This is a genomic window from Alcaligenes faecalis (assembly GCF_005311025.1).
GTDB lineage: Bacteria > Pseudomonadota > Gammaproteobacteria > Burkholderiales > Burkholderiaceae_B > Alcaligenes > Alcaligenes phenolicus.
In genome coordinates this window covers 3546122-3571859 of sequence record NZ_CP031747.1, presented here as the reverse complement: position 1 = coordinate 3571859, position 25738 = coordinate 3546122, and the positions used below count along the sequence as shown (strand labels likewise).

Here is a 25738-nt window from a genome sequence, read left to right as displayed (position 1 = left end):
CGCATCCTGAACTCGCGAAAGTGCCTTGTCCCCCGGACAAGGCACAAGCATTTCGCTCAAACAACAGGACGCTTGAACCCCGAATAGCAAGCCCGCCTGCGGCAAGAAGCCTGAATCGCCCAGAGGACGGCCCCCCGGCCCAGACCGGCTCACAATGACTATAAAACTGAGACTTCCGTCCTTTTGGGGCCTGGCTGTATGTGGCTTCTTTCTGCTGCTCTAAGTGCGTTGGGAGCTGGAAGGGTGTCGAGGTTTGCTTGTTGACCGTCACTTTCAGCAGTTGGCGGGTAGAGGGTGTGGGGGATAGAAAAATAGGAGCCCACTACTAGCTATCGAGTGCCTGGTGTTTTTATGGGAGTATGAATCTTGCTGAGGATATCCCGGCCTAACAAGCAGTCGTGCGTAATCTTGAGCTTGTCGTTTGTTTTTGAAGCCGAAGCGCTCGTCATGATGGTTGTTGTTCAGGTAGGCATAGATACCGCGAGAGACGAGGCCAGTACCGACATTGACGAAGACAGGTTTGTACGTCCATCAGACGTAGTGTCATTGATTCCGTGTTCAAGGCGAGTCGAACATCAGCCATTAGCGATTAGCCATTAGCCATTAGCCATCAGCACTCAGTAAACAATAAGCAGCAATCAGTTGCCGCATAAGGATTGTCTTTGCAAATAATCGCTGAGAGCTGTTTCGGTCCTGCTGGGGTGTTGGGGCGATTCAGAGTACTGGCCGCAGGCGAGGGCTCGATCGGGGGTACAAGCATCCTGCTGTTTGAGCCGGACGCTTGTACTTGGTCCGGGGGACCAAGTACCCGGCGAGTTCAGGATGCGCCCCGATCGAGTTCTCGACAAGGGTACCGGCGCGCAGCGCCGGCCAGTGCTCAGCCCCGACACCCCAGCAGGACCGAAACAGCGCCTTCCCAGAGACTAATTAGGCAAAAACAATCTCTAATTGCGAGCGAAGAGCCGAAAGACCCTACAAAGCCACCAAGCGCTTCAAATCCAGCAAGGTGAAATGTCCATGATCCAGCCACCCGCCGGTATCAATGAAAAACACATTCCCTAATTGCCGCATCTTGTGCGTTGTCTGATGCCCATGCACCAAAGCCCGAAGTCCCTCTACCATGCCATCGTAGCCAGTCACATAGCGATCCCTGGACCACATACAGACATAGCGGTCATTGGCATCAAAACCCTCGGTATGAATGTGCTGCCAATTATCGTAGGGAAAGTCGGCATGAACCATACCCACCAGTCCCAAGGGCGTTTCTATTTCCATCGCCAAAGGCAGGGCTTGCAGACGTTGAGCGATCAGTGCCTGCTCGTCCGAGGTGCAATCGTCCAGCCATAGCCCACCATGCACGCGATGATCCACTTCCTGAATAGGCTGCCCAATCGCCCGCCGCCAGGTCAGCTGCTCGTGATTGCCACAAATCGCATGAAACCAGGGCAGGTCCAGCCACTTCAGAACATGATGCGACTCCGGACCGCGATCCACCAGATCGCCCACCGAAAAAAGGCGGTCCTTGGACGGATCAAAACGAATCCGCTTTAAAGACGTTTTCAGCTTGGAGAAGCAACCGTGAATATCGCCAACCGCAATATCGCGTCCCAAGGTGTTCTGGCTGAAGTGTGCTACCTGCATGATGATGAAACCCGGACTAGATGAAACGTGCTCATCACGGTACTCAGAGCAGCAGGCCGAGTCAAGAAAGACGCGGCCTGCCGCTGCACTTAGTCAGAGTAAGCTGTACTTGTCAGGCAAGACAGCCTCCTGTTCAGCAAGATGATTACCAATACAAATTCATGTTCAACATCACTTCCCGTTCCATGCCCCGGAACTGGCCGGTGTAATACTTTTTGTTGAACACATTGTTGACGTTCAGGGCTACCCGATAGCGGGACGTCTCATATGCCACCGCCATATCTGCCAAGGTGAAAGAAGGGTTGTAGTTCAGGCTGCCATCCGGCCGTACATCATTGGGCGATTTGCCTCGATACCGTACACCCGCCCCCACCATCAAGCCCTGAATTTGCTGGGGCCGATAGTCCAGCCACAGACTGGCGGTCTGACGTGCGGTTTGCAACGTCTGCCGATCAATTTCTGCCGGGCGCTCGCTTTGCGTAGTCCGTGGATTCAGATAGGTATAGCCCGCCATCAGGTTGAGCTGAGAGCTAATGGGCAGCTTGGCTTCCAGCTCGATACCCGTAGATCGTACTTCTCCTGTCTGGACGCTGAAACGCGGGAAGTTCGGATCGGGCGTGGTGACATTGGTCTGGCGCAGGTCAAACACCGCAGCGGTAATCAGGGCATCGGTTCCCGGTGGCTGATACTTCACCCCGGCTTCGTATTGCTTGCCCTCGCGCGGCTTGAATGCCGTGCCATCGGCGGCCCGCCCTGTTGTGGGGTCAAAGGCGGTGGAATAGCTGATGTATGGAGCCACACCATTGTCAAACAGGTACAGCAAGCCCGCGCTGCCGGTGGTGGCGCGGTCCGTCATGCGCGGCTGCGTCGCACTGCTTTGTACGGTGCGAGCAGTGTCGTGACGCAAGCTGACATTGGCAACCCACTGGTCCCATTTCAGCTGGTTCAGCATGTAAATCCCGGTTTGCTTCAGATCGCGCTCGGAGTAATCCAGTTCGGGCGGTGTGATGGACAGCCCGTATACCGGGTCGAGCATGTCCAGGTCAGGTACGTTCCAGCCAAAGCCCAAACCGTCGTTTTCTTTGTAGCGCAGATAGTCCACACCAAATTCCAGGGTGTGCTCCAACGGCCCCCAGTTAAAGTCCTTGCCGACACGGCTATCTACCGTGAAGGTGCGGCCTTTGGTTTCCTGGGCCAAGCTGGCGCGGGAGACGCTGCGCTGGTCGGCCAGAACGGCCATGGCGTAGATATGGCGGTAATCAATGTCGATTTCCGAATAGCGCAGGTTCTGACGCAAGCGCCAGCCGCTTTCGGTGTCATGCTCCAGAGCATAGCCAATGGCTTTGGTATCGCGATTGAAGTAGTCAAACGCCGGGTCCCCGGCGGTGCGTTTGAGCGGCAGGTCAGTGACTTCGGGGTAATAAAACAGATTGGGCCACCAGGACTTGGGAGTGCCTCGTTCACGCGAATACGAACCCAACAGTGTCAGGCTGGTCCGGTCCGAAAGTTTCCAAAGCAGGGCGGGGGACACCGAGACACGATCGTCGCGCGAGTCTATGGTGCGTCCATGGCTTTTGCGCCCGGACAGATTCAGGCGATACAGCAGGGATTGATCGTCGTTCAAGGCTCCACCAAGATCCGCGGTTACCTGACGGCGCTGGTAGCTGCCATAGCCCAGTCCCAGACTGTTCACGTGATCGGCTGTGGGGCGCTTGGACACCACGTTGACCACGCCGCCGGGGCGTCCCTGTCCATACAGGACCGAGGCCGGGCCTTTCAGCACTTCGATGCTGTCCAGGCTGTCCATATCATCATTCCAGGACCCATAGGTGCCTGCCGAGAGTTGCTTCAAGCCATCTTTGTAGTAGGCACTGCCGTCACTAAAGCCACGTATCACCGCGCCACTCATGCGCAGGTCGCCCGAGCCGGACACGTCAGTCTGAACGCCAGGGGTGTAAGCCAGGGCGCGTTCAATGCTTTGCGGGGCCAGAATCTTTAACTGCTTTTGCGTGACGATGGAGACCGAACGCGGGGTTTCGATCAAGGGCACGTCCAGCTTGCCACCGCGGCTGCTCAGTGCGACGTAGCTGTCAGCGGTGTCTGTGGGGGCGCGGCGTATCGTGACTGGCGTCAATTGAGTCACACCGGCTGACAAGGTGATCGTGTTGCCGTCTCGGGTGTAGTTGATGCCACTACCGTCCAGCAATTGACGCAAAGCCTGCTCAGGTGCCAGATGACCCGAGACCGAGGGGGCTTGGCGGCCGGCAACTACATCCTGAGAGAAAAAAATCTGCAAAGAGGTCTGTTCGCCCAGTTTCAGCAGGGCATCACCCAAGGGCTGGGCAGGGATTTGAATAGAGGCAGTTTGTTGGGCCTGCACAGCAGAAGGGGCCAGGCTGAAGGCCAAACTCAGGCTTAAGGTCAAGGCACTCAAGTTCGCCCGCAAAAGCGGCGAGTGGTGATGACGTGGGGTAAAGGGGCTCACGATCCTACGTTTTCCAATGAAAATACATCTCGCGCGATAGACGCGCCCAGCCTTTGGCCAAAGGGACTCAGGGGGCTGTCCTGCACGGGATAGCCTCCTTCACCTACCTAGACGCACAAGGTGCTCAATCACCGGAATGAGAATCATGATTATTTTGTAACAGGCCCAGGAAGCTCTGTTTTTAGCGAGCCACAATATGCTGCACGCCCGACGCATCGCTCTGGACCCGGACTGGGGCAATGGCCGGTAAGGCCTTCACGACGGTTTCGGGTTGATCGACATCGAAAATACCGGAGATACGGTGCTGGCGCAGGGCGGGGGCGTCCAGCGTCAAGGGCTGGGGCAGGTAGCGAGCCATTTCCTGTACCAGCACTTCCAAAGGCGTGTTCTTGAAAATGATCTTGCCGCGTTGCCAGGCTGTCAGGCTTTCCACGTCGGCCATGTGTACCGGACCGGGTTCTGCACCTTGGCGCAACAGGACTTGTTGCTGCGCCTCCAGGAGGCGTTCCTGGCGACGCCACCAAGGACCGGACTCCACTTTGACCGAGCCGGACTGAACGCTGACTTGCAGGCTGTCTGCCAGCCGTCGCACATTGAAGCGGGTGCCGGTGACGGTTACGGTGCCCAAGTCGGTGCGCACGATAAAGGGCAGGGTTTGGTAGTGTTGGACGGCAAAAAAAGCTTCACCCTGGAGCAGTTCGATTTCCCGTTTGGAGGCAGATAAACGAGCCTGGGCGATGGTGTCGGTATTCAAGTCCACAACAGAGCCATCGGGCAAGGTGATTTGCTGACGCTCGCCTTTGGCAGTGAGCAACTGTACCGTTTCTTCTACCGGGTTCAACCAGCCCGACTGATGGATGGCTCCGGCCGAGAGGGCCAGCATGCCAAGCGCGCCCAAACCCAGTGTCAGATAACGGCGCTTGGGGGATGGCACACGACCAGGGGAGTGGGGCAGCAGTCTGCGCAGGCGTTCTTCCGGGACGGCCTGGCTGGCGCGCCACAGGTACTCCACCTCGCGGTAGCGGCGCGCGTTGTCAGGATCAGCGTCCCGCCAGGCTTGGAAGGCCTGGTGGTCCTGCTCGCTGGCTTCCCTCGATTGCAGTCGGGCGAACCAATGAGCGGCATCGCTGGGGTGATCCAGTTCGTCGGAGGAAGAGGGGTGGGTCATGGCGCGGGCTTTGTGTACGACATGGCGTCAGTCAGGTACGTAATGGTGCAGCCGTTCATGGATGTGACGCAAGGCACGAGTCATGTATTTTTCCACCATGCTGCGGGAAAGGGCCATGTCCTGGGCAATTTCAGTATGGGTCCAGCCCTCCAGTCGATGCTTGATATAGACCTCTCGGCATTTTGGGGGCAAGTCGGCCAGCGCGTTCACCAGCGCGTCGGCTAATTGCTCAAACTGGGCGTGGCTGTCGGCCCCGGCCTGGCGCGGATGCTCGGTATCGCTTAGCTCGTCCAAGGGTAAAACAGTCAGGACGGTTTGGTGGCGATGGCGGCTGATCAGACGGTTGTTGGTGCCTCGTGCCAGATAGGCACGTGGGTTGTCGATCAGGGTAGTGTTGTTTTCCAGCATGCCCACAACGGTGTCGTGCATGGCATCTTCCGCGTCTTCCCGGCTCTCGGCCTTGCGCCGCCATACGCCAAACAGCTCGCTATACGAGGCGAGCCAGGCTTTTATGGGACGTGAAGGGTGAGACATGGAGCGGCTTAGCGGAGCAGGCGGAAAAAAGAATAGTGAATAATAGCAATAATTCTCATTCAGGTTGTTCTTGTTCGGCCTGTCTGTGCAATTTCTTCTGACCGGAAGGGTCTTGGGGTCAAGCTGCCCGTACCAAGCGGCTTGGTCTAAAATCCTTCGATCCTTATATCTTCTACATCTGAATTCCGAGGTTTTCATGTCTCAAACCAGCACTCCCGTTGATCCGGACGGCCTGCTTGAATATTCGGTGGTTTATACCGACCGTGCCTTGAACCATATGTCCAAGACCTTCCAGGAAGTGATGCGTGAAATCTCCCGCACGCTCAAACAGGTCTATCAGGCACATTCGGCCATCGTGGTGCCGGGCAGCGGCTCGTTTGGCATGGAAGCAGTGGCCCGTCAGTTTGCAACGGACCGCAAGTGCATGGTGATACGCAATGGCTGGTTCAGCTACCGCTGGACTCAGATTTTTGACATGGGTTCCATCCCCGCCAGCACCACGGTTCTGAAAGCACGCCCGATTGAGGAAGGCAAGCAGGCCGCTTATGCACCGGCCCCTATCGAAGAAGTGGTTGCCGCAATTCAGGCTGAAAAACCGGCTTTGGTGTTTGCCCCGCACGTGGAAACAGCCTCCGGCATCATGTTGCCCGACGACTATATGCGTCAGGTCGCCGATGCCGTGCACGCGGTGGGCGGTCTGTTTGTGCTGGATTGCATTGCATCGGGCACCGTGTGGGTGGATATGAAGGATGTGGGTGTGGACGTGCTGATCAGCGCGCCGCAAAAGGGTTGGACTGGCTCGGCATGTTGCGGTCTGGTGATGTTAAGCGAGCGTGCTCGTCAGCACATTGAAACCACGACCAGCACCAGCTTTGCCTGCGATCTGCGCAAGTGGCTGCAGATCATGGAAACGTATGAGAGTGGGGCTCATGCCTACCATGCCACCTTGCCGACGGACTCCTTGAAGGTGCTGCAAGAGGCGATGGCCGAGACGGAAGCTCTGGGCTTTGACTGGATCCGCAATCGTCAGCTGGAGCTGGGCCGCAAGGTGCGTGCCTTGCTCAGCGAACATGGTTTCCGCAGCGTGGCGGCACCAGGTTTTGAAGCGCCGGGGGTGGTGGTGTGCTACACCACGGACGACGGGATACATTCGGCCGCGAAGTTTGCCAAGGCTGGTTTGCAAGCCGCCTCGGGCGTGCCTTTGCAATGCGATGAACCTGCCGATTTCAAGACCTTCCGAATTGGTCTGTTTGGTCTGGACAAGCTGAACAATCTGGAGCGCTCGGTGGAGCGCCTTGCCAAGGCGCTGGATGCGATTGAAGAGCAGTAAGTTGCTGCAGTAGCGGTTGCTACATGAGAAGGGAGCCTTGCATGGCTCCCTTTTTATTTTTGCTCCCAAGTAGAGTGTGGCTTGCTTCTTCTTTGCCTACTACTTAGTGGCATCCCCAGGGGTTTTGGGGGCTTGATTGAGTTCGCCCATGGCAAAAGCCAGATTCACGGAGCCGACCAAACCGGCGGTATGGGCGGCAGTCTGGGCTTCTTGGGCTCCCAACAAGCCAGTGTGCGCTTCGGTCAGCAAGGTCATGCCGGTCAGACCTTCCTTATAGGATTCCAGCGCACCTTGGTAGGTGATTTGTGCCGCCTCGACCAGGCTGGTGGCGGCTTGATGAGACTCCAGAGCAGCTCGCAGCGCGTCGGCAGCGATGATCATTTGCTTGTAGGCGTCTTGCTCGGTTTTGGCAACGCGTTCGCGCGCGGTGTCGGCACGCAACTGGGCTTCGCGCACTTGCTTGTTGCGTAGCCCAGCGTCGTAGATCGGGATATTCAGGGCCAGCACGGCGCCTCGGGAGGAGGATTGCGGGCTGACTTCGGGCAGGCTGCCTACACTTAATGAACCCATGCGTTTGGAGATAAAACCCATCAAGGCCAGCTTGGGCATGAAACTGGCTTCGGCTGAGTCTATGCCTGCCAGACTGGCCTGATGGGCGGCTTGCAGGGCCTGTACATCGGGCCGCTGGGCGATGGCTTTTTTCAGTGTGTCATTGCCAGGGATATCCAGATCCTTGGGCAGGGGGCGGGTGGCGCTATCGGCGACTTTCAGCTCCGTTTCCGGGGACAGGCCAATTGCACCCAGCAACGTTTGATAAGACTGACGTGCCAGAGTGCTGGCATTCACATGGTGCAAACGTGCCTGGGCTTTCAGTTGTCGTGCCTGCGCGACTTCAATCTGGGTGCCCAGCCCATTGCGCTGCCGCTCCAGGGCGATATCTTCAATCAGTGCCGCATTTTTCAGCCCTTGGGCAGAGATTTGCTCGCGTTGGCGGGCCGAGTTGTAGTTGAAGTAGCTGATGGATACTTCTGCAATCACGGCTTGATGCACACCGCTGAAGGTAATCCGGCTGGCCATGGCCAGTTTGTCGGCCGCCTCTTGCAAGGCGGCGCGTTTGCCAAAGTCGAACAGCAGCCACTTCAAGGTCAGGGAAGGGACGGCGCCACTTAAATGGGTGTCGTAGTCCACATCGACTTCTCTACCCAGAATGTGCACGCTGCTGTCGCGGTCGCTGCGCATATAGCCGCCCACCACGCTGGCGGAGATCAAGGGCAGGTAGGTGCTTTCCACCATACCGGCAGCTTCTGCGGCTTGTTGGGCCTCGCCCCAGGCAATGCGGGTGCTGGGGTTCAGGCGCTGGGCCAGGTCGATCAGTTCAGGCAGGCTGTATTCGTGATGGGCTTGCACGCGGGGCGCTGGCTGGTTTTGATCCGGGCCGCTGTAGTCGGCCAATGTCAGGCGAGGTGGTTCCGGCGCATCTTGCTCGGGCATGGCCTGGGCCATGGGTTTGTGATCAGGCGCCGCGCAGGCGGCCAGAGTCAGGGCGGCCGTCACAGCCAGAGTCAGACGCAATGCAGGAAAACAAGTCATAGACATAAATTCAGGAGGCAGCAGAATGAGTCAGCAGCGTAGCAGCATACTGCTGTCCGCCTTCAAGGACGAGTTGTACGGCCATGCAGACCAGCAAGAACCCCATGATGCGTGAAATGGCATCGACGCCGTTATGCCCGATCACACGCACGATGCTGAGCGAGGAGCGCAGGCAAATGAAAAAGATCAAACCAATCAGGATGGCCAGAATGATGGGCGTGGCCACCAGCACCCATTCCGCATAGTGCCCGCGCATGCCAGCCATTTTGGAGGAGGCACTGATAACCAGAGCCATAGTGCCGGGACCGACCGTGGAGGGCAGGGTCAGTGGAACAAAGGCGATATTGTTGTGGGCAGCGGTGTTCTGATCGGCTGCTTTGGAAACCACGTCGCTGACAGTGGGGGGAAACAGCATGCGAAAGCCGATATACGCCACGATCAGCCCGCCCCCGATGCGCATGTCCACCATGGAAATGCCCAGTGCCGAAGTAATCCACAAACCGGCGTAGTAGGTAATCAGCAAGGCCAGAATGACATACAGCGTTGCCTGACGCAGTTGCTGCTTCTTTTCTGCTGCGCTCAAGGTTTCGCCCAACGACAGGTACATCACCATTGAAGTCAGGGGATTGGCCAGGGGCAGCAAAAATGCCAGCCCCAGACCAAGCAATTTGAATAACTGCATCACTTCGTTGGGCATGGGAGCTCCTTGATGAGGTTTCAGGCGGGCAGGGCGTTCTTGTAAATCTTGCCGTCCTTGATGATCAAGAGCAGGTTCTGTTCGGGCTGCTCCAGAAAGCTCAGGCTTTGTTCGGGTTCGCCATCAATCAACAGCAGATCGGCCAGGGCACCGGCTCGGATCACGCCCAGCTCGCCTTCGTACGGTTGGCGCAGGCCCGACAGTTGCAGCAGCCGGCCATTATCTCCGGTCGCCATTTTCAGCACCTTGAGTGGGCTGTAAAAACGGGTCAGCTTGGACAACATGCGGCCATGGTGTGGTAGATGGGCGGGGGTGAACAGAATGTCCGTGCCCCAGGCGGTCTGGATCTGATATTTATCGGCCAGTTCGTAGGCACGTACGGTTCCTACGGCCACTTGTTGTTGCTTGGCCTTGCTGCGCGGGTCGTGCTGGACGTTGGCATCTTCATCGGCCAAAAAGGGTTGCAGGCTCCACCACACGCCTTCGCCAGCCATCATGCGGGCGGTTTCTTCGTCGGCAAGTTGGCCGTGTTCGATGGATTTCACGCCTGCCTTGATCGCACGCTGGATACCACGAGCGCAGTACACGTGCACCATCACGTAGGTGCCCCAGTCGCTGGCAGCGCCCACCGCGGCACGCAGTTCAGCATCACTAAATTGCAGTCCTTCCAGTGGGTCGTACAAGGAGGTGACACCACCCCCGGCCATTAGCTTGATCTGGCTGGCGCCCAGCATCAGTTGCTCACGAACGCGACGCAGGACCTGGTCGGCACCATCGGCAATGCAGGTTACACCTGCTCGTTCGGTATGGCTTAGCTCGCCTTCTGCGCGTGGCACTTCGTAGCGCATACGAAAGTCTGCATGGCCGCCGGTTTGCGCAATCATGGCGCCGCTAGGATAGATGCGCGGGCCATGCAGCAAGCCCATATCAATACCGCGTTTCAAGGAGAAGCTGGGGCCACCGGCATCGCGCACGGTGGTAAAACCGCGCAGCAAGGTGCGCTCGGCTTCTTTGCTGGCAATCAAATGCAGGTCAGCCGGGTCGGCCATCATGGCGGTCATCTGGTCGACAGCGCACAAGAGGCTATGCCAGTGGGCGTCGATCAGGCCAGGCATCAAGACTTTGTTCTGGCAGTCCATGACGGTGGCGTCGGCCGGAATCTCGGCAACCGGCATGACGGCAGTGATGCGGCCCTGGTCAATCTGGACGGCCAGCCCGTTTTTCAGCTCTGTTGTTTCACCATCAAACAGGCGCAGATTGCTCAGGATCAGTTTGGGAGCCAGGGCGATGGGTTTCTGATCCAGGGCATTATTGGATTGGAAGGCCGGGCCTGCAGGGACCGCGCTGGGGGCGAAACTGGCTGATGCACTCAAGCGCTTGTGAATGAAGGGAATGGAGGGGTGGGCACAAACACAGGCTGGCAAGCCGTGACGATAGGCTTGGCGTTGTTGGCGCAGGGCAGGGGACTGGCCCAGGTAGGAGTAAGTCTGCATGGCGTCCTAAAAAATCAACGATAAATGAAAGGAAGGCGGACTCAAGACATACGCAGTTCGATCAGATCCAGCAGGCGGACCCGTTCGCGAGCGATTTCATCGGATATCTGGTGTGTGCGAGCTAAGGTGTAAACGGCCTCACGCGCGGCGTGGATGGCCCGGATTTGCATGTCTTTTTCCAGTGCTTGTTCTGCCAGATCCGGCGCCAGTCCGTCGCCTTGAGGGCTGTGAGCAATAGTGCCCAGGACGCGGTCGGCCATGGCCGTGTAACGCGCCCCTGAGGACTCGGGATTGTGCGCAATCAAGTCATTCAATGTCTGCGCCACCGACTGGGCGCTGGCGTGACGTACGGCTTGCTCGGCCCGATCTTCCTGCTCCTGACGTCGACGCAGGGCAGGGAAGCTGACTCGTTTCATGATGGGTGGCAGGGCCAGGCTGGCCGTCAGCAGTGACACGATAATGACGACGGAGGCCAGGAAAATGGCCAGATCTCGGGCAGGAAAAGGACTGCCATCGGCAAGAGTGAGCGGCAAGGTCATGACACCGGCCAGGGTGACGGCACCCCGTACCCCGGCAATGGACAGCACCAGCACCAGACGCGGGTTGGCTTGGGCGGTTTCAGCATCATGATGCAAGCCCAGCAGGGACAGGCCGCGTCGTAGCCACAGGTAAGCGTAAACGCATAGAAAGCGCAGCAAAATCAGGGTGGTACACATCGCGACCGCATAGACCAGCAGCCAGGCTGGATTATGGTGGCCGGTCTCCTGGACAACCTGTACCGCGCCGCGAAAGATAGCGGGTAGTTGCTCGCCCAGCAGGACGAACATCATGCCATTCAAACTAAGTTGCAAGGTGTCCCAGACGGTCTTGCGCTGCATACGGGTGGCCGCCAGTGCATTGCCCGAGAGCTCGGCGTAGCTCATGGTCACGCCTGCCGCGACAGCGGCCAGAATGCCGGAGGCCTCCATTTGTTCGGCCAGGAAGTAGGACGCAAAAGGCAGAAGCAGGCTGAACAGAACTTCTGGCCCTGGCTCTTCGCCCCAGCGGCGTACAAAGAGATTACGCAGAAAAAGCAGGGCACGCGTGGTCACTACGCCCACGACCAGGCCGGCCAGCGTTAGCCACAGGAAGTTCTGGCTGGCAGACGTGATGGAGAAAGAGCCGCCCAGGGCCAGGGCTACAGCAAGTCGAAACGCAACCAGACCGCTGGCATCGTTGAACAGGGATTCACCCTCCAGCAAGGCCTGCAGTCGTGGCGGCAGAGGCACGCGGCGGGTAATGGCCGAGACGGCAACAGGGTCAGTTGGCGAGACAATGGCGGCCAAGGCGAAGGCCACTGGCAAAGGCATGGCAGGAATGAGCCAGTGCAGCACGTGGCCTAATCCGAATACCGTTAAAAAGACCAGAATAAAAGCCAGAACCAGAATGCCAATTCGGTCCCGAATTAAACTTTCCTTGGAAATGCGCCAGCCATCCAGAAATAATAAGGGCGGCAGAAACAGATAAAAGAACAGATCCGGATTCAGGGTCATCCCATGATTGAACCAGCCGGCAATCAGAAAGCCGAGCAAAATCTGTACGAGAGGGGCAGGGATGGCAACAGGTATTATCTTGACCACGCTGTTACTGATTAAAACGGCGGCCAGCATGCTTAAAGTCAGGTTTACGTCATCCATGGCAACTCTGTGTAAATAACCGAGGTTATTGAGACCCTATCAGAAAGATGTTTGTCACTATACTCGTGAAAATCATAGATACACAGTTGCTTAATCCGGCAGAGATATAAATGATGTCTTTGAAAGGGCTCAGGTACAATTCGTCGCAGCGATCAGGGCGCCATGCGCAGATCGGTTTAACAATAATCAGGGAGATGCCACGCATGCGTGCGCTACTAGCCGGTCTGGCTGTCTTGCCCTTGTTGGGGGGATGTTCTCTTGCCCCTTCGGTCTATATGGCGGGTTCGTATTTCCCGGCCTGGCTGGTGTGTGTGCTGGGCGCCGTGCTGCTGACCTTGCTGATTCGTTGGGGGCTGATTCGTGCAGGTGTGGATGATGCCCTGCCCATGCGTTTGCCTGTCTATGCCTGCTTGACGCTGGCACTGACCTTTGCCGCACTTCTTCTTTTCTTCGAGTGACTGAGCCATGACCCAGGCACAGAAATCCTCCCCCCGTAAAGGCGCTGCCCGCCTGCTGAGCGTGCTGATTGTTGTCGCCGCCATTGTCTTGGCTTGGTGGTATTTGCAGCGCTCTGCCAACAACCCTTTGTCCGAAGACGCGGTGATCGGTGCCGATGTGGTGCATATCTCCAGCTCCTTGCCTGGACACATTGAGCGCATGATGGTGCGTGACGGTCAGTTTGTCAGCCGCGATGAACTGCTCTTTACCGTAGACCCGGTGTTTTATCAGCTGCGTCTGGAACAGGCCCAGGCTGAACTGGCGCTGGCTCAGGCTACGCTGGACATGAAGCAACGGGCTGTGCGCGCAGAAGGGCATAACGCCGTAATTGCCGATGATCAGATTACCCGCGCTAAAACCAATTTGACGATGGCCACGCAAAGCCAGCGTCGCTTGGCGAATCTGGCGGCCAAGGGCTATGTCTCCCAACAGCAATTGGATGAAGCCAATACCTTGCTGCGTGATGCTCAAGTCACCTTGAAACAGGCAACAGAGCAATCCGGGGCCGCTCAGGCTCTGGTCGGCAATACGCAGGCAGAAGAAGCCATGGTGCAAGCGCGACAGGCAGGTTTGGCGATGGCCCAGCGTGATCTGGAACATACTCAGGTCAAGGCACCGCACAACGGTCGTATCGTGGGCTTGCGTATCGGCTCGGGAGAACATCTGATGCCCGGCACGTCTGTCTTTACCTTGCTGGATACGGATTCCTGGTATGTCACGGGCATGTACCGTGAAACGGATCTGAAAGAGATCAAGCCAGGGGCCTGCGCCACGGTGTATGTGATGTCCGATCCTTCGCGCAAGCTCTCGGGCAAGGTAGAGGAAATTGGTTGGGGCGTCAGCAGCCAGGAGCAGATCAATCTGCCGCGCAGCCTGCCCTATATTCAGAAATCCATGAACTGGGTACGGGTAGCGCAACGCTTTCCAGTGCGTATCCGTCTGGATGCCCCGCCCGAGGACTTGATGCGCATGGGTGCCTCGGCCACCACTATTATTCATCGCGATGGCAACTGCTAAGACCGGCGTGTCGGGTCTGGCGCGGCTGGTCTGGCAAGACTTGCAGCCCACCCCCGGTCGTCTGGCGCAAAGCTGGCGCGTGGCAGTGCTGTGCGCCTTGATGGTGCTGCTGGCCATGAACTACGGTATTCCCGAGTCTGCCGTCAGCTGCTTTGTGATCTTCTTTGTGATGAAGTCCGATGCCGGCGAAAGCTCGGTACTGGCGCTGGCTCTGGTGGTGCTGGTGTCCATTGTGGTGCTGCTGATGGTGCCATTGATTCAGGTCACGATTCAGTATCCGGCCTGGCGTTTGCTGGCCATGGTGCTGACCTCCTTTGTGCTGTTGTTTCTCGGGGTAGCCAGCAAGCTGGGGCCTTTGGGCGGGATTATTGCCTTGGTCATCGCCTTTGTGCTGACCTTGTTGGGCTATGTGCCCTTTGGCGAGATTGCTACCCGTGCCGTGCTTTATGCCTGGTTGATGACCTGCGCCCCCATGGGCCTGGTGCTGATCTTCAATCTCTGTTTTGGTTTGTACCCGCACAAGGTGTTGCGCCGTGAACTGGCAGCGCGTTTGCGTTTGTCGGCCCAGGGTTTGATGGGGCAGGCAGATACGCAGGATTTGTGGGATGAACTGGCTTTGGGAGTCAGTGCACAACAGAAGCGACTGGGCTGGATACGGCTGTTTCATTTGCGGCCTGCACAAGAGCAGGCAGAACTGGATCAGGCCATCTTGAATACCTACCGAGCCTTGCTGGCGGTTGCCGTCTTGCGCGATCAGCATCTGGACAATGAGCAGGCCACAGCATTTGCCCAGATGTGCGAACGCAGCGCACAGGAGATTGAACAAGGGCGTTTGCCGCAGATGGATGATCTGCCCGAGCTGTCAGCCTCCAGTTCTTTGGCCGAACAAGATTTGCGCGATGCCTTGCTGGCCTTGTCGGGGGCGGTGTCTATTGGCAAAGCGGATCCGGAACATGGCTCCTTCATGGTGCCCGACGCCTTTAGTAATCCGGTTTATCAGCACCATGCCTTGAAGGCGACGGCAGCTGCAGTGCTTTGTTATCTGATCTATAGCGCGGCAGACTGGCAGGGCATTCATACTGCCATGATTACCTGCTACGTGGCCGCTTTGGGCTCTACCGGGGAAACCGTACACAAGCTGACCTTGCGGATTGTGGGCTGTTTGCTGGGGGCGGCGCTGGGCTTTATCACCATCTTGTTTGTGATGCCGCATCTGCTGGATATTGGCGGCTTGATGGTCGTGGTATTCCTGGTGTCCCTGTTAGGGGCCTGGGTATTTTATGGCCCGGAACGTATCTCGTATGCCGGCATTCAAATTGCCTTTGCCTTTTATCTGGTGACCTTGCAGGGCTTTGGTCCCAGCTTTGACCTGGATTCGGCCCGTGATCGGGTGATCGGTATTTTGCTGGGCAATGCGGTGATGTACGTGATGTTTACCCAGATCTGGCCTGTCAGTATTGCAGGTTCGGTACGTCAGCGTTTGGCCAAGGCTTCTGACAGTTTGAGCGGCCTGGGCAGCTTATGGCAGGAACGTCCTGCCCAGGCGGTGCAACAGTCAGCCAGCGTCGCGCAGGAGCTGTCGGCGGCCAAATATGGATTGGCTCTGATGCACTTGGAACCAGAGCGTTTGCGACCCGACCAGCAGCAGGCCCAGGATATGCAACGTCAATGGCAGCAGTTGCGCCAGCAGTTCATCGGCCAAGCCTATATGCCTGTATCTCGCCACCGAAGCGATTGATAACCCTCATTACCTAGAGGTGATTTTCCCGTCCTTGACGGCTCGTAGAATGGGCCTCACTTCCCATTATCGGGATCAAAAGAAGCGCCGCAAAGGCCTCGGTTCGGTCGGAGACACCCCCGCATACCTACTTCTTTCTGCCTATGTCTGCACCTTGTTGCGGGCAGGGCAGGACTCGTCTTTGCTCGGCGTTTTCTTTGATTCAGCGTGTGAGAAGTCTCTTGCCCCCTTTGGGGCTGGAACTGTCCATTACTGATTCCTGATGACGGCAACGTACCGTTTCAGACATCACAATACTGATAAAGGAGCATGAAGTATGGCTGAGCAAGAATCCGCATTGCGGCCAGGGCAGGAGGCCCTGGTCCCTCCGGTTGCTGGCGGTTGGTTGCAGAAACATTTTGCCTATACAGAGCGCGGCAGTTCTCTGCGTCAGGAGGTCTTGGCAGGGCTGACGACATTCCTGGCAATGGTTTATTCCGTATTTGTCGTACCGTCCATGCTGGGCAAGGCGGGCTTTGATACCTCGTCGGTCTTTGTGGCCGTGTGTCTGACCAGCGCTTTTGGCTCCCTGCTGATGGGGCTGTGGGCGAATCTGCCCATTGCGGTGGGCTGTGCCTTGTCCTTGACTGCGTTCTTGGCTTTTGACTTGGTGCTGGGTCAGCAACTCAGCCCGGCCGTCGCCCTGGGTGCCGTGTTCCTGATGGGCCTGATCTTTACTCTGATTTCCGCTACCGGGATTCGTACCTGGATTCTGCGCAATTTGCCCCTGGGCATCGCGCATGGCACGGGTATCGGAATTGGCCTGTTCTTGTTGATGATCGCTTCCAACGAGGTAGGTCTGGTGACCCGTAATACGGGCGCAGGTCTGCCGGTTGCCCTGGGGGACGTCACGTCCATGCCGGTCTGGCTGAGTGTGCTGGGTCTGGCAGCGATTTTTGGCCTGGAGCGTCGTCGTGTCACGGGCGGTATCTTGCTGGTGATCTTGGGTCTGTCGGCGGTAGGCCTGATCTTCGATCCCAATGTGCGCTTTACTGGCCTGTTTGCCATGCCTAGCTTGCTGGGCGAGAACTCCTTGATCGGTGCCATGGACATAGGCGGGGCCTTGAATGCGGTCGTCCTGCCCAGTGTGCTGGCTCTGGTGATGACAGCCGTGTTTGATGCGACCGGCACGATTCGTGCGGTCGCGGGCAATGCCGGGCAATTGGACAAGGATGGCCAGATCATCAATGGCAGCCGCGCCCTGACGACGGATTCGCTCAGCTCTTTGGTGTCTGCCAGCTTGGGGGCTTCGCCTGCCGCCGCCTACATTGAATCTGCTGCCGGCACAGCCGCCGGGGGACGTACCGGTCTGACCGCGGTGGTGGTTGGCCTGGGTTTCCTGATGCTGATCTTCCTGTCGCCTTTGGCCGGTCTGGTGCCTTCCTATGCGACTGCGCCTGCCTTGATGTATGTGGGCTTGCTCATGCTGGGCGGTGTGCGTCATCTGAATACCGAAGATACGGTCGACACCATGGCGGGTCTGGTGTGCGCCGTGTTTATCGTGCTGACCGTCAATATTGTCACAGGCATCATGCTGGGCTTTTGCACGCTGGTGCTGGGTCGCCTGTTCTCGGGTGAACTGCGTCGCCTGAATGTGGGCACGGTTCTGATTGCCATTGCCCTGGTCGTTTTCTACCTGGGTGGCTGGGCCTTATAAAGCAGGGCTTGGGAAGGGCTGGTGTTCCCCTTTACACTAGCCCTTTTTCTGAAAACCAAAGGGGTACCTGTGCTGGTCGCATTTGATTTTGATGGCACGATTACAGACCGGGACAGCTTGCAGGACTTTATACGTCGCATGCGAGGCTGGCCAGTCTGTATTCGTGCCTATTTAGCTTGCGTGCCTCGCGTCCTGGTCTGGGATCGCGGTCCGCAGCGTCGTCAGGCGATCAAGCACCGTTTTCTACGCAGTGCCTTGGGTGGTTTGAGCCGGGAGCAGGTTCAGGCTTTAGCCGACACCTATGTGCGGGACTATGTGCCGCAGATTGTCCGCCCGGAAATGATGGAACGAGTCCGTGCCCATCGAGAGCGGGGAGATACGGTGGTGCTGGTCAGTGCCTCGCCGTCCATTTATTTACAGCCCTGGGCGCAAGCACAGGGAATGGCTCAGGTGCTGGCGACAGAGTTGGCCTTTGATGATCAACAAGGTTGTGTGGGCATGGCCAGCGCCAATTGCTGGGGGCAGGAGAAGGTGAATCGCTTGCAGGCGTGGCTGGGCGATAAACCCGTGGAGCTGGATATGGCCTATGGTGATAGCCCCGGTGATGCGCAGATGCTGGCCCATACGCGTCAGCCCTGGCTGCGGGGAAGGGATGCCGCTCTGCCAGCGCTGGAAGTCCGATAGTCGATTGTAGGGTTTGCTCTGTACCGCGTGAGTTGCAGGCTTGGCAGCCTGGTGGCAGATCTACAGTCCAGGGCGGGAGATCAAGATAGCAAAATGCCCGACCAGAATCTGCTTCTGGTCGGGCATTTTTTCGGAGTGATTTGCAGTGATTTAGTCAGCGGAGATCAATCCCGACGCAGGGGTTTGATCCTGGCCGATGGTTTAGTTCTGATTGCGCTTGATTGCCATACCAATCAACAAGCTGGCCCAACCTTGGGTCAGCAAATCAATACCCAGAATCAGGCCCAGAATCCATACGCTATTGCCGGGCCAGCCTGCGGCAATGATCAAACCGGCTGCCAGTGTAATCAGGCCGGAAAAAGCCATCCAGCCGCCACCTGCCTGGGCCCGGTTCTGAAACCAGATCCAGAGTCGGAATGCGCCGGAAGCAATCAGGAAGGCGCCAAAAATCAGGGTCAGGACGGTGGCACCTACCAAGGGGTTGCTGATGGCAATCAAACCGGCGAACAAGTACAAAATGCCGCTCAAGCTCCAGAACAGAAAGCCGCGCCAGCCTTTGGAACTCCATGCATGAGCCAGATGTAGCACGCCGCCTATGGTCATCAGGATGCCGACGTACACCACGCTGGCAACCGTGGCGCCAACCACGTAGATCAAGGCGATCAGACCCAGAATAATCAGGGCGATGCCCAGACCAATAAACCATCCTGGTTTCAAGGGCAGTTGACGTAGCAACTCAGAGCGATTGTTGTCATGTGGACTTAGAGCCATCTATGTACTCCTTGCAAGGTTAAACCGACGCTACGGTCTTAACTTTACTCCAGGCCCGGGCAAGGGCCTAGTGATATGCAAAGAGCCTGCTGCAGAAACACGAAGGCCCTACCGTTGCGGTAGGGCCTATGGGCCGCTCTGGCGGCGGTGAACTGTCATGATGACAGTTTGGGAAAGCTGTGTTTCAGACAGCTTACTGACACTATGTCAGTGGTTTCAATGTACGTTAGCTAATCAAAACCAGCCAATTATGGAAAACCCGGAAGTCTGAAACAAAGCCCTTCAAACCGGTAAAACAGGCGGTTTGAAGGGGTGGGAACAAGGCCTTAGTGGCCGTGTGCGCCCTGGTGACCCTGGCCAGCCTTGGTGTTCAAGGCACGGACCGGAGCGCTGATTTTCAGCTCTTCCTTTTGACCGGCGGCATTCTGGATTTCCAGGGTGAGATCCACGGAACTGCCCGCCTCAACCTGTTTGTCCAGACCCAGCAGCATGATGTGGTAGCCGCCGGGTTTCAGTTCCACAGCCTTGCCAGCGGGCAGGTCGATTTTTTCAACCTGGCGCATGCGCATGACTTCGTTTTCCATCGCCATTTCGTGTACCTCTACCTGTTTGCTCAAGCTGCTGCTGGCGCCCAGCAATTGGGCGTTGTCGGTGGATTGCAGCACCATGAAGGCGCCGGTGGCTTGCTGGCCGGGAACCGTGGCGCGAACCCAGGGATCGGTAACGGTGACTTCGGCCTGGGCCAGGGTGGGCAGGCTCAGCAAGGCGGCCAGGGAAAAAAGAGAGCGAGCAATAGTACGTTTCATGTTGGTAATCCTGTTGGGGTTCACTTGCTCAGAGCCAGTACCTGGCGGATATCAGCCACGGCTTCTTCAGCCGTTTGCGTATGACGCAGGGCGATCTGCAACTTGCCTTGTGTGTCATACACATAGGTCAAGGCGCTGTGGTCCATGGTGTAGCTGGAGCCGGTAGGAACCTTTTGATAGAAGACTTTGAAGTCGCTGGCGGTTTTGGCCAGCTCTTCCTCGGTGGGGCGCAGGGACACGAAACTGGGGTCAAAAGCCTGCATGTAGGCTTGCAGCAGTTCGGGCGTGTCGCGCTCCGGGTCAATGGAGATAAACAAGACTTGCAGCTTGTCGCCATCCTCGCCCAACTGTTCCTTGATGTCGACGGCACGAGTCAGGGCTGTCGGGCAGACGTCGGGGCATTGGGTAAAACCAAAGAAGATCAGCACGATCTTGCCGCGATAGTCGGCCATGGTGCGACGTTGGCCTTCGGTATCCAGCAAGCTGAAATCCTTGGCAAAGTCGGCACTGCTCATGTCTACACCTTCCAGATTACGAAAGGCGGGCTGCTTTGGGGCCTTGTCGCCGCAGGCGCTCAGGACCAGAGGAGTCGCCAGCATGGCAAGCAGGAGCTGGCGGCGTGAGAAGGAGGCGTTCATAGAAATATCCCGCTAATTGACAACATAAGGTGGCTGCGCCGGGCAGCCGAGGCTGGTCAGGAAACGAGCGTGGAGGGGGGACCGCGCGCACTCAGGGGCGGGCCCGTCAGGGGAAGAACGGGAGCGGCCGCCTGTTGGGCAGTGTCCCAGGTATGTCGTGGTGTAGGTGTCAGATTCCAGGCAGGGCTGGGATCATCATTTAAGGCTTTTTGCGCCTGGGCCTGGGCGAACAGACAGGCCGCATGCAGGCTGTGTTGCTCGTCGTGCTTCGGGCCGCCAGGTAGCTGGCTGCTCCATTGCGCCAGGAAAGGGTCGCCCTGAACGCACAGGCTGAGCGCGGCTGCATTGGCCGGGTCGGCGCTGGGCATGTAGCCGTTGGGGATCAGACCACGCAAAAGCAGGGCGCAGATTGCCAGCACCAGTAAAAACCGGCTGCGAGTACCTGAGGTGGGGAATGCGCAGTGCCTGATCATGATCAGAGCATTCTAGTACAGATGGAAATCAGTTTGCCCAGATTCTGTGGCACAGTAGACGCCTATCATCAAGGAGCTTGATATGCGACAGATTTATGGGGTGCTGAGCGCCTTGGTCATGGTGCTGGGGCTGGCGGCGTGTTCAACACCGGATCGCTCTGCAGACAGCAGCTGGAGTCGACCTTCCGGCGTTGAAATCTATGGGGAAATGGATGCAGGGGTAGGGACGGTGCGGCAGTCCCGCTAGGGAGACTGCCGCATGCCGCGTCAGGCCAGGGCTTGGCCTGCGCTATCAGCTGCGTCCTGTTTTTTCATGATTTCCTCAGGATCAGCTTCATCATTCAAGTACGACAAGGCTTTGCTCAGGCTATAGGCCGGTTCAAAGGAGTCGGGGTTGGCCATAGGCCAGCCCACACGGAAAATCGTTTGACGATAGTGGCCGCGCAAGAGTTCGCCTTTTTTCAGATCCGGGAACAGAGCCGACATCACGCGCACTTCGCCGTTGCTGATACGGCGGGCAATATGGTGAGGACGTAGCTGGTCCGGATGTTCCAGGCCCGCCGCACCCAATAGTTCAGCCAGGGCTTTGAGCGTATTGCCATGGAAGCTGGCCACGCGCAGGGATTTGTCATCAACCACCAGGGCTTTTTGACGCTGCGGATCTTGTGTCGCCACGCCAGTGGGGCACTTGTCGGTATGACAGGCCTGGGCCTGAATGCAACCCACGGCAAACATGAAACCACGCGCGCTATTGCACCAGTCAGCACCCAGGGCCATGATGCGGGCCATATCAAAGGCGCTGATGATCTTGCCCGAGGCACCCAGGCGGATTTGTTCGCGCAAACCGATACCCACCAGCGTGTTATGAACCAGGCGCAGAGCCTCGCGCAAGGGGGTGCCGACGTGGTCAATGAACTCCACGGGGGAGGCACCGGTACCGCCTTCCGCACCATCGACCACAATAAAGTCCGGTGTGATACCTGTTTTCAGCATGGCTTTGGCAATGGCAAACCATTCCCAGGCATGTCCAATACAGAGTTTGAAGCCCACGGGCTTGCCACCGGACAAGGTACGCAGCTTGGCCACGAATTCCAGCAGCTCTACGGGAGAATGGAAGGCGCTGTGGCTGGGGGGCGAGTTACAGTCCACGCCTTCCGGCACACCGCGTGCCAGGGCAATTTCAGGCGAGACCTTGGTGCCGGGCAAGATGCCGCCGTGGCCAGGTTTGGCCCCTTGCGACAGCTTGATTTCAATCATTTTGATGTGATCCTGAGTGGCTCGTTCGGCAAAGCGTTCGGGAGAAAAGTTGCCTTGTTCATCGCGGCAACCAAAGTAGCCCGAGCCAATATTCCAGATCAGATCACCGCCATGACGCAGGTGATAGGTGCTGATGCCGCCTTCGCCCGTGTCATGCGCAAAATTGCCCATCTTGGCACCCTTGTTCAGGGCCAGGATGGCATTGGCCGACAGCGCCCCAAAACTCATGGCCGAAATATTCAGCACCGACAGCGAATAAGGCTGGGTACAGTCCGGCCCACCCACCGTGATACGGAACTGTGAGTCCTTGATGTGCTTGGGCGTCATGGAGTGGTTGATCCACTCGTACCCATTGTTGTAGACCTCTTGGTGAGTACCAAAAGGCTGCTTGTCGACCTGCTGTTTGGCGCGCTGGTACACCAGGGAGCGGTCCGCCCGCGAAAAAGGCAGTTGCTGCTCATCGCCTTCCAGAAAGTACTGGCGAATCTCAGGGCGTATGGCTTCAAAGATAAAGCGCAGATTGCCGATAACCGGGTAGTTGCGACGAATGGCGTGACGAGTTTGAGTGATGTCCACCAAGCCCTGAATGCACAGGGCCAGCCCTGGTATCGCCAGCCACAGCCAGCTTGCGCTTCTGAACAAGGAAAGCAGCAAGAAAAAGGCGGTCAGGCCAATGATGATGTAGAAGGCGGTGTAGCGTGTCAGCCACTTTTGCATAAAGACTCCTGCCAAGAAAACGGGGTGACGGGCAGGATTTCGGGTACCTGCCGGTCAGGCTGCCAACATCATAGAACGCTCCCGTACGGTTTGACCATGCCTGGATGGCGATAGTTTATGAAAACTAACAAACAACCATGGAGTGGCTGAAAAAGGGCGGGGCAGGGCGCAAATTGTTTAGCTTTGAAAGGCGTGATGGAAACCAGGGAGGCTGTTGCGGTGCAGCATGAAACAGCGTGTTCCGCCTTGAGGCTTGTGTATGGCGGGCAGGGCTGGAGTCGCCATAAACACGATATTCAGCTAGCTGTAATTGAATAGGTAGGTAAGCTATCTATATAATCATGCTTTAGCCTTTGTTCTGTCTCCTGTCTTTTATGCTCCCCTCATTTTCCTGGATCCAGCTGGATCGACCTGCGCTCCTGCATGGCCTGAATTTGGCCTTGGCAGCGTGGCTGTCGTTCACCATCGCTGTTCTGCTTTCCGTTGATAACCCGTTTTGGGCTGCCATGCCGGTGTGGGTGCTGTCGCAAGCGTATCGGGGGCTGGTGTACGAGCGGGCTTTGTGGCGGATTTTGGGAACGTTGGTGGGGGCCGGTTTGGGATTGGCGTTCCTGCACTTACCCAATCCTTATCTGCAATTGCTGGGGATGGCCCTGGTGGTGGGGGTGGCCTCGGCCTTGACCCATGTGTTTCGGGGCGCTTTTTCTTACTTGCCCATGCTGGCGGGGATCACGATTGGCGTGGTGGTCTTGCCCTCGGTGCTGGCTCCGGAAGCGTCACTGGATTTGGCCTTGTCGCGAGTGGAGTGCACGCTGATCGGGGTCGTGGTCACCACCTTGCTGTGCTCGCGGACAACGCCGCGCAGTCAGCGCAAAACGTATTACGAGCGCGTACGTGTCCTGGCGGCGGATGCCTTGCGCATCGCTGCTCATGCTTTGGGGCCGTCTTATCAGCAGCCGGATCAAAGCTCGTGGAGCCGTGTTCGCCAGGAGATTGTGGATCTGGATGCCCAAGCCCGTATTCTGGCGGCCGGCTCTCTGGATGCTTATCGACGCCTGCCTTATGTGGATGCGTTTCTGTACGCCGTGATTGAGCTTTTGGCCGCCAGCGCGCTGATTGTCCAGCAAAGGGAGCAGGGTCTCTCGCCTGCCGCGGATTATGCACGCGACTTGCAGGAACAGGCACAACGCTTGCAGGGCGGTCTGAGTTTGCGGGTGCTGGGCAAGACAGCCTTGCGGCACGAGGGGCAGATCAGTCTGGCGCGCTTGCGCCGTGCAATGGGTCAAATACAAAGGGCGGAGCAGGGTTTGTTCGCTGAGCGGGTGCAGCCCAGACGACACCGTTTTCTGACGACGCCTGCTGTTTCGGTGGATTGGCCCTTGGCAATCCGCACAGGCCTGGTCAGTGGCCTGGCCGCTTTCACTGCAGGTGGTATCGCTTACGCTTTGGCCAGCCCCGCGCTGGAGTTGATGGCGATTGGGGTGTGTACGTTCTCCATTATTTTGGGCTCCATGCCGCGTCCGCAACTGATGAGCCGAACCATGTTTACCGGGATTGCCGTGGGCGTGCTGGTAGCCAGCTTTTATCGCTATTTCGTCCAGGTACACCTGGTTGCGGACTGGCAGGTCATTCTGTCCGTGCTTCCTTTTTTGGTGATCGGCGGTTTGTTACGTGCCAACCGTCCTACGTCGACCTGGGCATTGGACGCGAATATGTGTTTCCAGCTGGCCAGTCAGGCCGGGATGGCGGCGGTTACTTGGCCCATCATCTTGAAGGAGTCCTTGCCTTTGCTGGCGGGCTCTGCGATCGTGTGCAGTGCTTTCTTTCTTTTGCCTCGCCGGACTCATCCTCGTGGCCAAGCCTTGGTCAGACGTGTGGTGCGCGAACTGTATCCCTTGATCAAGCGTTCGCGCCCACGCCTGTTCCGGGTCTGGCGTGCGCGGGTAGCGCGTCAATGGGTGCGTCTCTGGCACTGGATGGGCGAGCAGACCCCTCATGGTTTGCTGTCCTTGATCAACCTGGGCCATGGCGTGGTCGCGCTGAAGCGGCTGGCCAAACGCGGACCGGAGCAGCAAGCCTGTGTGGAGCTGGTCTGTGAGTTGCTGGAAGGGTTTGAGCATCAGCCCGTGGAGTTGGCCCGGCAATTGCTGCGTATCAGCCAATCCTGTACCGACACGGTATTGAGGCAGGCGATCATGGATGTGGCGCAGTCCTTGCAGGGGGCGCAAGCGGTTCTGGTTTATGCTTACCCGCCTGATGCTACGCCGCGCGCTGTGGAGACTTCCTGATGAATCACCAACTTTATGAACGATTTGGCCTGTCCATGATTGTGCTGGCGCGCCTGTATCGTCGTGAACTGGATCAGACGCTGGTGCGTTATGGCGTGTCCGAGGCCACCATCCTGCCGATTCGCTATCTGGCCCAGTTGGGGGAACCCATACGGCAAGGGCAGTTGGCACGCATGATGCGTCTGGAAGGCCCCACCCTGGTGCGCCTGATCGACCAGTTGGAGTCCGGCGGTTTGCTGGAGCGTGTGCCCGACGAGCAGGACAAGCGCGCTCGCCTGTTGTGTCTGACTGAAAAAGGGCGGGACTTTCACGAACGCCTGCTGGAATTGCTGCGCCAATCCCGTGCTCCCCTGTTTGAAGGGATTGCGGACGCAGATATAGAAGCGGCCTTGCGTTGTTTTGACGCGCTGGCCAGCAATTTGGGGCTGGAAGCAACGGATATGTCCAGCCTGTTCGGGGATTGATCAAGTGCCTGGGCGGGGCAGCGTAAGCGCATGTTCCAGATGGTGAGCAGAAAGCAGGAGCTGGTTTCCTGCTTTTT

The 25738-nt window shown here is 57.7% G+C and carries 22 protein-coding genes; 9 read left to right on the top strand and 13 right to left on the bottom strand.

Annotated features, from left to right (window positions below; genetic code table 11):
- Window positions 1-972 precede the first annotated feature (972 nt).
- The 4 genes from D0C27_RS16405 to D0C27_RS16390 all read right to left on the bottom strand — a co-directional run bounded on the left by D0C27_RS16405 (window position 973) and on the right by D0C27_RS16390 (window position 5828).
- Entirely contained in the window at window positions 973-1641 is a 669-nt protein-coding gene (locus D0C27_RS16405) for a metallophosphoesterase (RefSeq protein ID WP_088452472.1), read from the bottom strand.
- Window positions 1642-1786: 145 nt separating this feature from the next.
- Window positions 1787-4126 (bottom strand): TonB-dependent siderophore receptor, encoded by a 2340-nt coding sequence (locus D0C27_RS16400; protein WP_431188463.1) that lies wholly within the window; start codon window positions 4124-4126, stop codon window positions 1787-1789.
- 181 nt (window positions 4127-4307) lie between these two features.
- The gene (locus D0C27_RS16395) at window positions 4308-5294 is read right to left on the bottom strand and encodes a FecR family protein (protein ID WP_137431324.1); all 987 of its coding nucleotides are present in this window, start codon (window positions 5292-5294) and stop codon (window positions 4308-4310) included.
- A gap of 27 nt (window positions 5295-5321) precedes the next feature.
- Window positions 5322-5828, bottom strand: a complete 507-nt coding sequence (locus D0C27_RS16390) for an RNA polymerase sigma factor (RefSeq protein WP_035268361.1) — start codon at window positions 5826-5828, stop codon at window positions 5322-5324.
- 196 nt (window positions 5829-6024) lie between these two features.
- Between D0C27_RS16390 and D0C27_RS16385 the strand changes: the two genes are divergently transcribed.
- Complete coding sequence (locus D0C27_RS16385) at window positions 6025-7158, top strand: aminotransferase class V-fold PLP-dependent enzyme (protein WP_115635027.1); 1134 nt, start codon at window positions 6025-6027, stop codon at window positions 7156-7158.
- Between the two features lie 99 nt (window positions 7159-7257).
- On the opposite strand, the gene D0C27_RS16380 is transcribed toward D0C27_RS16385, so the two are convergent.
- The 4 genes from D0C27_RS16380 to D0C27_RS16365 are packed head-to-tail and all read right to left on the bottom strand — an operon-like array spanning window position 7258 to window position 12614.
- Complete coding sequence (locus D0C27_RS16380; protein ID WP_240688267.1) at window positions 7258-8748, bottom strand: TolC family protein; 1491 nt, start codon at window positions 8746-8748, stop codon at window positions 7258-7260.
- 10 nt (window positions 8749-8758) lie between these two features.
- Entirely contained in the window at window positions 8759-9445 is a 687-nt protein-coding gene (locus tag D0C27_RS16375; RefSeq protein WP_009460989.1) for a MarC family NAAT transporter, read from the bottom strand.
- A 20-nt stretch (window positions 9446-9465) separates the two neighbouring features.
- The gene (locus tag D0C27_RS16370) at window positions 9466-10938 is read right to left on the bottom strand and encodes a metal-dependent hydrolase family protein (protein WP_083053824.1); all 1473 of its coding nucleotides are present in this window, start codon (window positions 10936-10938) and stop codon (window positions 9466-9468) included.
- 41 nt (window positions 10939-10979) lie between these two features.
- Window positions 10980-12614 carry a Na+/H+ antiporter gene (locus D0C27_RS16365; RefSeq protein WP_137431322.1) on the bottom strand — a complete coding sequence of 545 codons (1635 nt, stop codon included), beginning with the start codon at window positions 12612-12614 and terminating at the stop codon, window positions 10980-10982.
- A 203-nt stretch (window positions 12615-12817) separates the two neighbouring features.
- On the opposite strand from D0C27_RS16365, the gene D0C27_RS16360 reads away from it, so the two are divergent.
- From D0C27_RS16360 to D0C27_RS16340, 5 genes are all read left to right on the top strand, one after another.
- Window positions 12818-13072 carry a YtcA family lipoprotein gene (locus D0C27_RS16360; protein ID WP_170978589.1) on the top strand — a complete coding sequence of 85 codons (255 nt, stop codon included), beginning with the start codon at window positions 12818-12820 and terminating at the stop codon, window positions 13070-13072.
- A gap of 7 nt (window positions 13073-13079) precedes the next feature.
- Window positions 13080-14129 (top strand): multidrug transporter subunit MdtN, encoded by a 1050-nt coding sequence (mdtN, locus tag D0C27_RS16355; protein WP_021446781.1) that lies wholly within the window; start codon window positions 13080-13082, stop codon window positions 14127-14129.
- A complete protein-coding gene (locus tag D0C27_RS16350) occupies window positions 14116-15867 on the top strand; it encodes an FUSC family protein (RefSeq protein ID WP_137431321.1) in 1752 nt (583 codons plus the stop codon). The genes mdtN and D0C27_RS16350 overlap by 14 nt, the downstream gene beginning before the upstream one ends.
- 316 nt (window positions 15868-16183) lie before the next feature.
- Window positions 16184-17563 carry an NCS2 family permease gene (locus tag D0C27_RS16345; protein WP_035268349.1) on the top strand — a complete coding sequence of 460 codons (1380 nt, stop codon included), beginning with the start codon at window positions 16184-16186 and terminating at the stop codon, window positions 17561-17563.
- Between the two features lie 69 nt (window positions 17564-17632).
- Complete coding sequence (locus D0C27_RS16340; RefSeq protein ID WP_035268864.1) at window positions 17633-18247, top strand: HAD-IB family hydrolase; 615 nt, start codon at window positions 17633-17635, stop codon at window positions 18245-18247.
- A 201-nt stretch (window positions 18248-18448) separates the two neighbouring features.
- Here the strand turns inward: D0C27_RS16340 and D0C27_RS16335 are convergent, their stop codons facing one another.
- The 4 genes from D0C27_RS16335 to D0C27_RS16320 form a co-directional block, all read right to left on the bottom strand.
- A complete protein-coding gene (locus tag D0C27_RS16335) occupies window positions 18449-19018 on the bottom strand; it encodes an HdeD family acid-resistance protein (protein ID WP_009460967.1) in 570 nt (189 codons plus the stop codon).
- A 326-nt stretch (window positions 19019-19344) separates the two neighbouring features.
- Complete coding sequence (locus D0C27_RS16330; protein ID WP_021446778.1) at window positions 19345-19824, bottom strand: copper chaperone PCu(A)C; 480 nt, start codon at window positions 19822-19824, stop codon at window positions 19345-19347.
- 20 nt (window positions 19825-19844) lie between these two features.
- Window positions 19845-20462 carry an SCO family protein gene (locus D0C27_RS16325; protein WP_137431320.1) on the bottom strand — a complete coding sequence of 206 codons (618 nt, stop codon included), beginning with the start codon at window positions 20460-20462 and terminating at the stop codon, window positions 19845-19847.
- A 56-nt stretch (window positions 20463-20518) separates the two neighbouring features.
- Window positions 20519-20935: a hypothetical protein gene (locus D0C27_RS16320; protein ID WP_035268339.1), complete on the bottom strand. Its 417-nt coding sequence runs from the start codon at window positions 20933-20935 to the stop codon at window positions 20519-20521.
- An 82-nt stretch (window positions 20936-21017) separates the two neighbouring features.
- Between D0C27_RS16320 and D0C27_RS19320 the strand changes: the two genes are divergently transcribed.
- Window positions 21018-21182 (top strand): hypothetical protein, encoded by a 165-nt coding sequence (locus tag D0C27_RS19320; RefSeq protein WP_157664272.1) that lies wholly within the window; start codon window positions 21018-21020, stop codon window positions 21180-21182.
- A gap of 20 nt (window positions 21183-21202) precedes the next feature.
- Here the strand turns inward: D0C27_RS19320 and D0C27_RS16315 are convergent, their stop codons facing one another.
- A complete protein-coding gene (locus tag D0C27_RS16315) occupies window positions 21203-22909 on the bottom strand; it encodes an FMN-binding glutamate synthase family protein (RefSeq protein ID WP_035268337.1) in 1707 nt (568 codons plus the stop codon).
- Between the two features lie 374 nt (window positions 22910-23283).
- On the opposite strand from D0C27_RS16315, the gene D0C27_RS16310 reads away from it, so the two are divergent.
- The gene (locus D0C27_RS16310; RefSeq protein WP_137431319.1) at window positions 23284-25197 is read left to right on the top strand and encodes an FUSC family protein; all 1914 of its coding nucleotides are present in this window, start codon (window positions 23284-23286) and stop codon (window positions 25195-25197) included.
- Window positions 25197-25661, top strand: a complete 465-nt coding sequence (locus tag D0C27_RS16305; protein ID WP_009460957.1) for a MarR family winged helix-turn-helix transcriptional regulator — start codon at window positions 25197-25199, stop codon at window positions 25659-25661. The genes D0C27_RS16310 and D0C27_RS16305 overlap by 1 nt, the downstream gene beginning before the upstream one ends.
- Window positions 25662-25738: the final 77 nt, after the last annotated feature.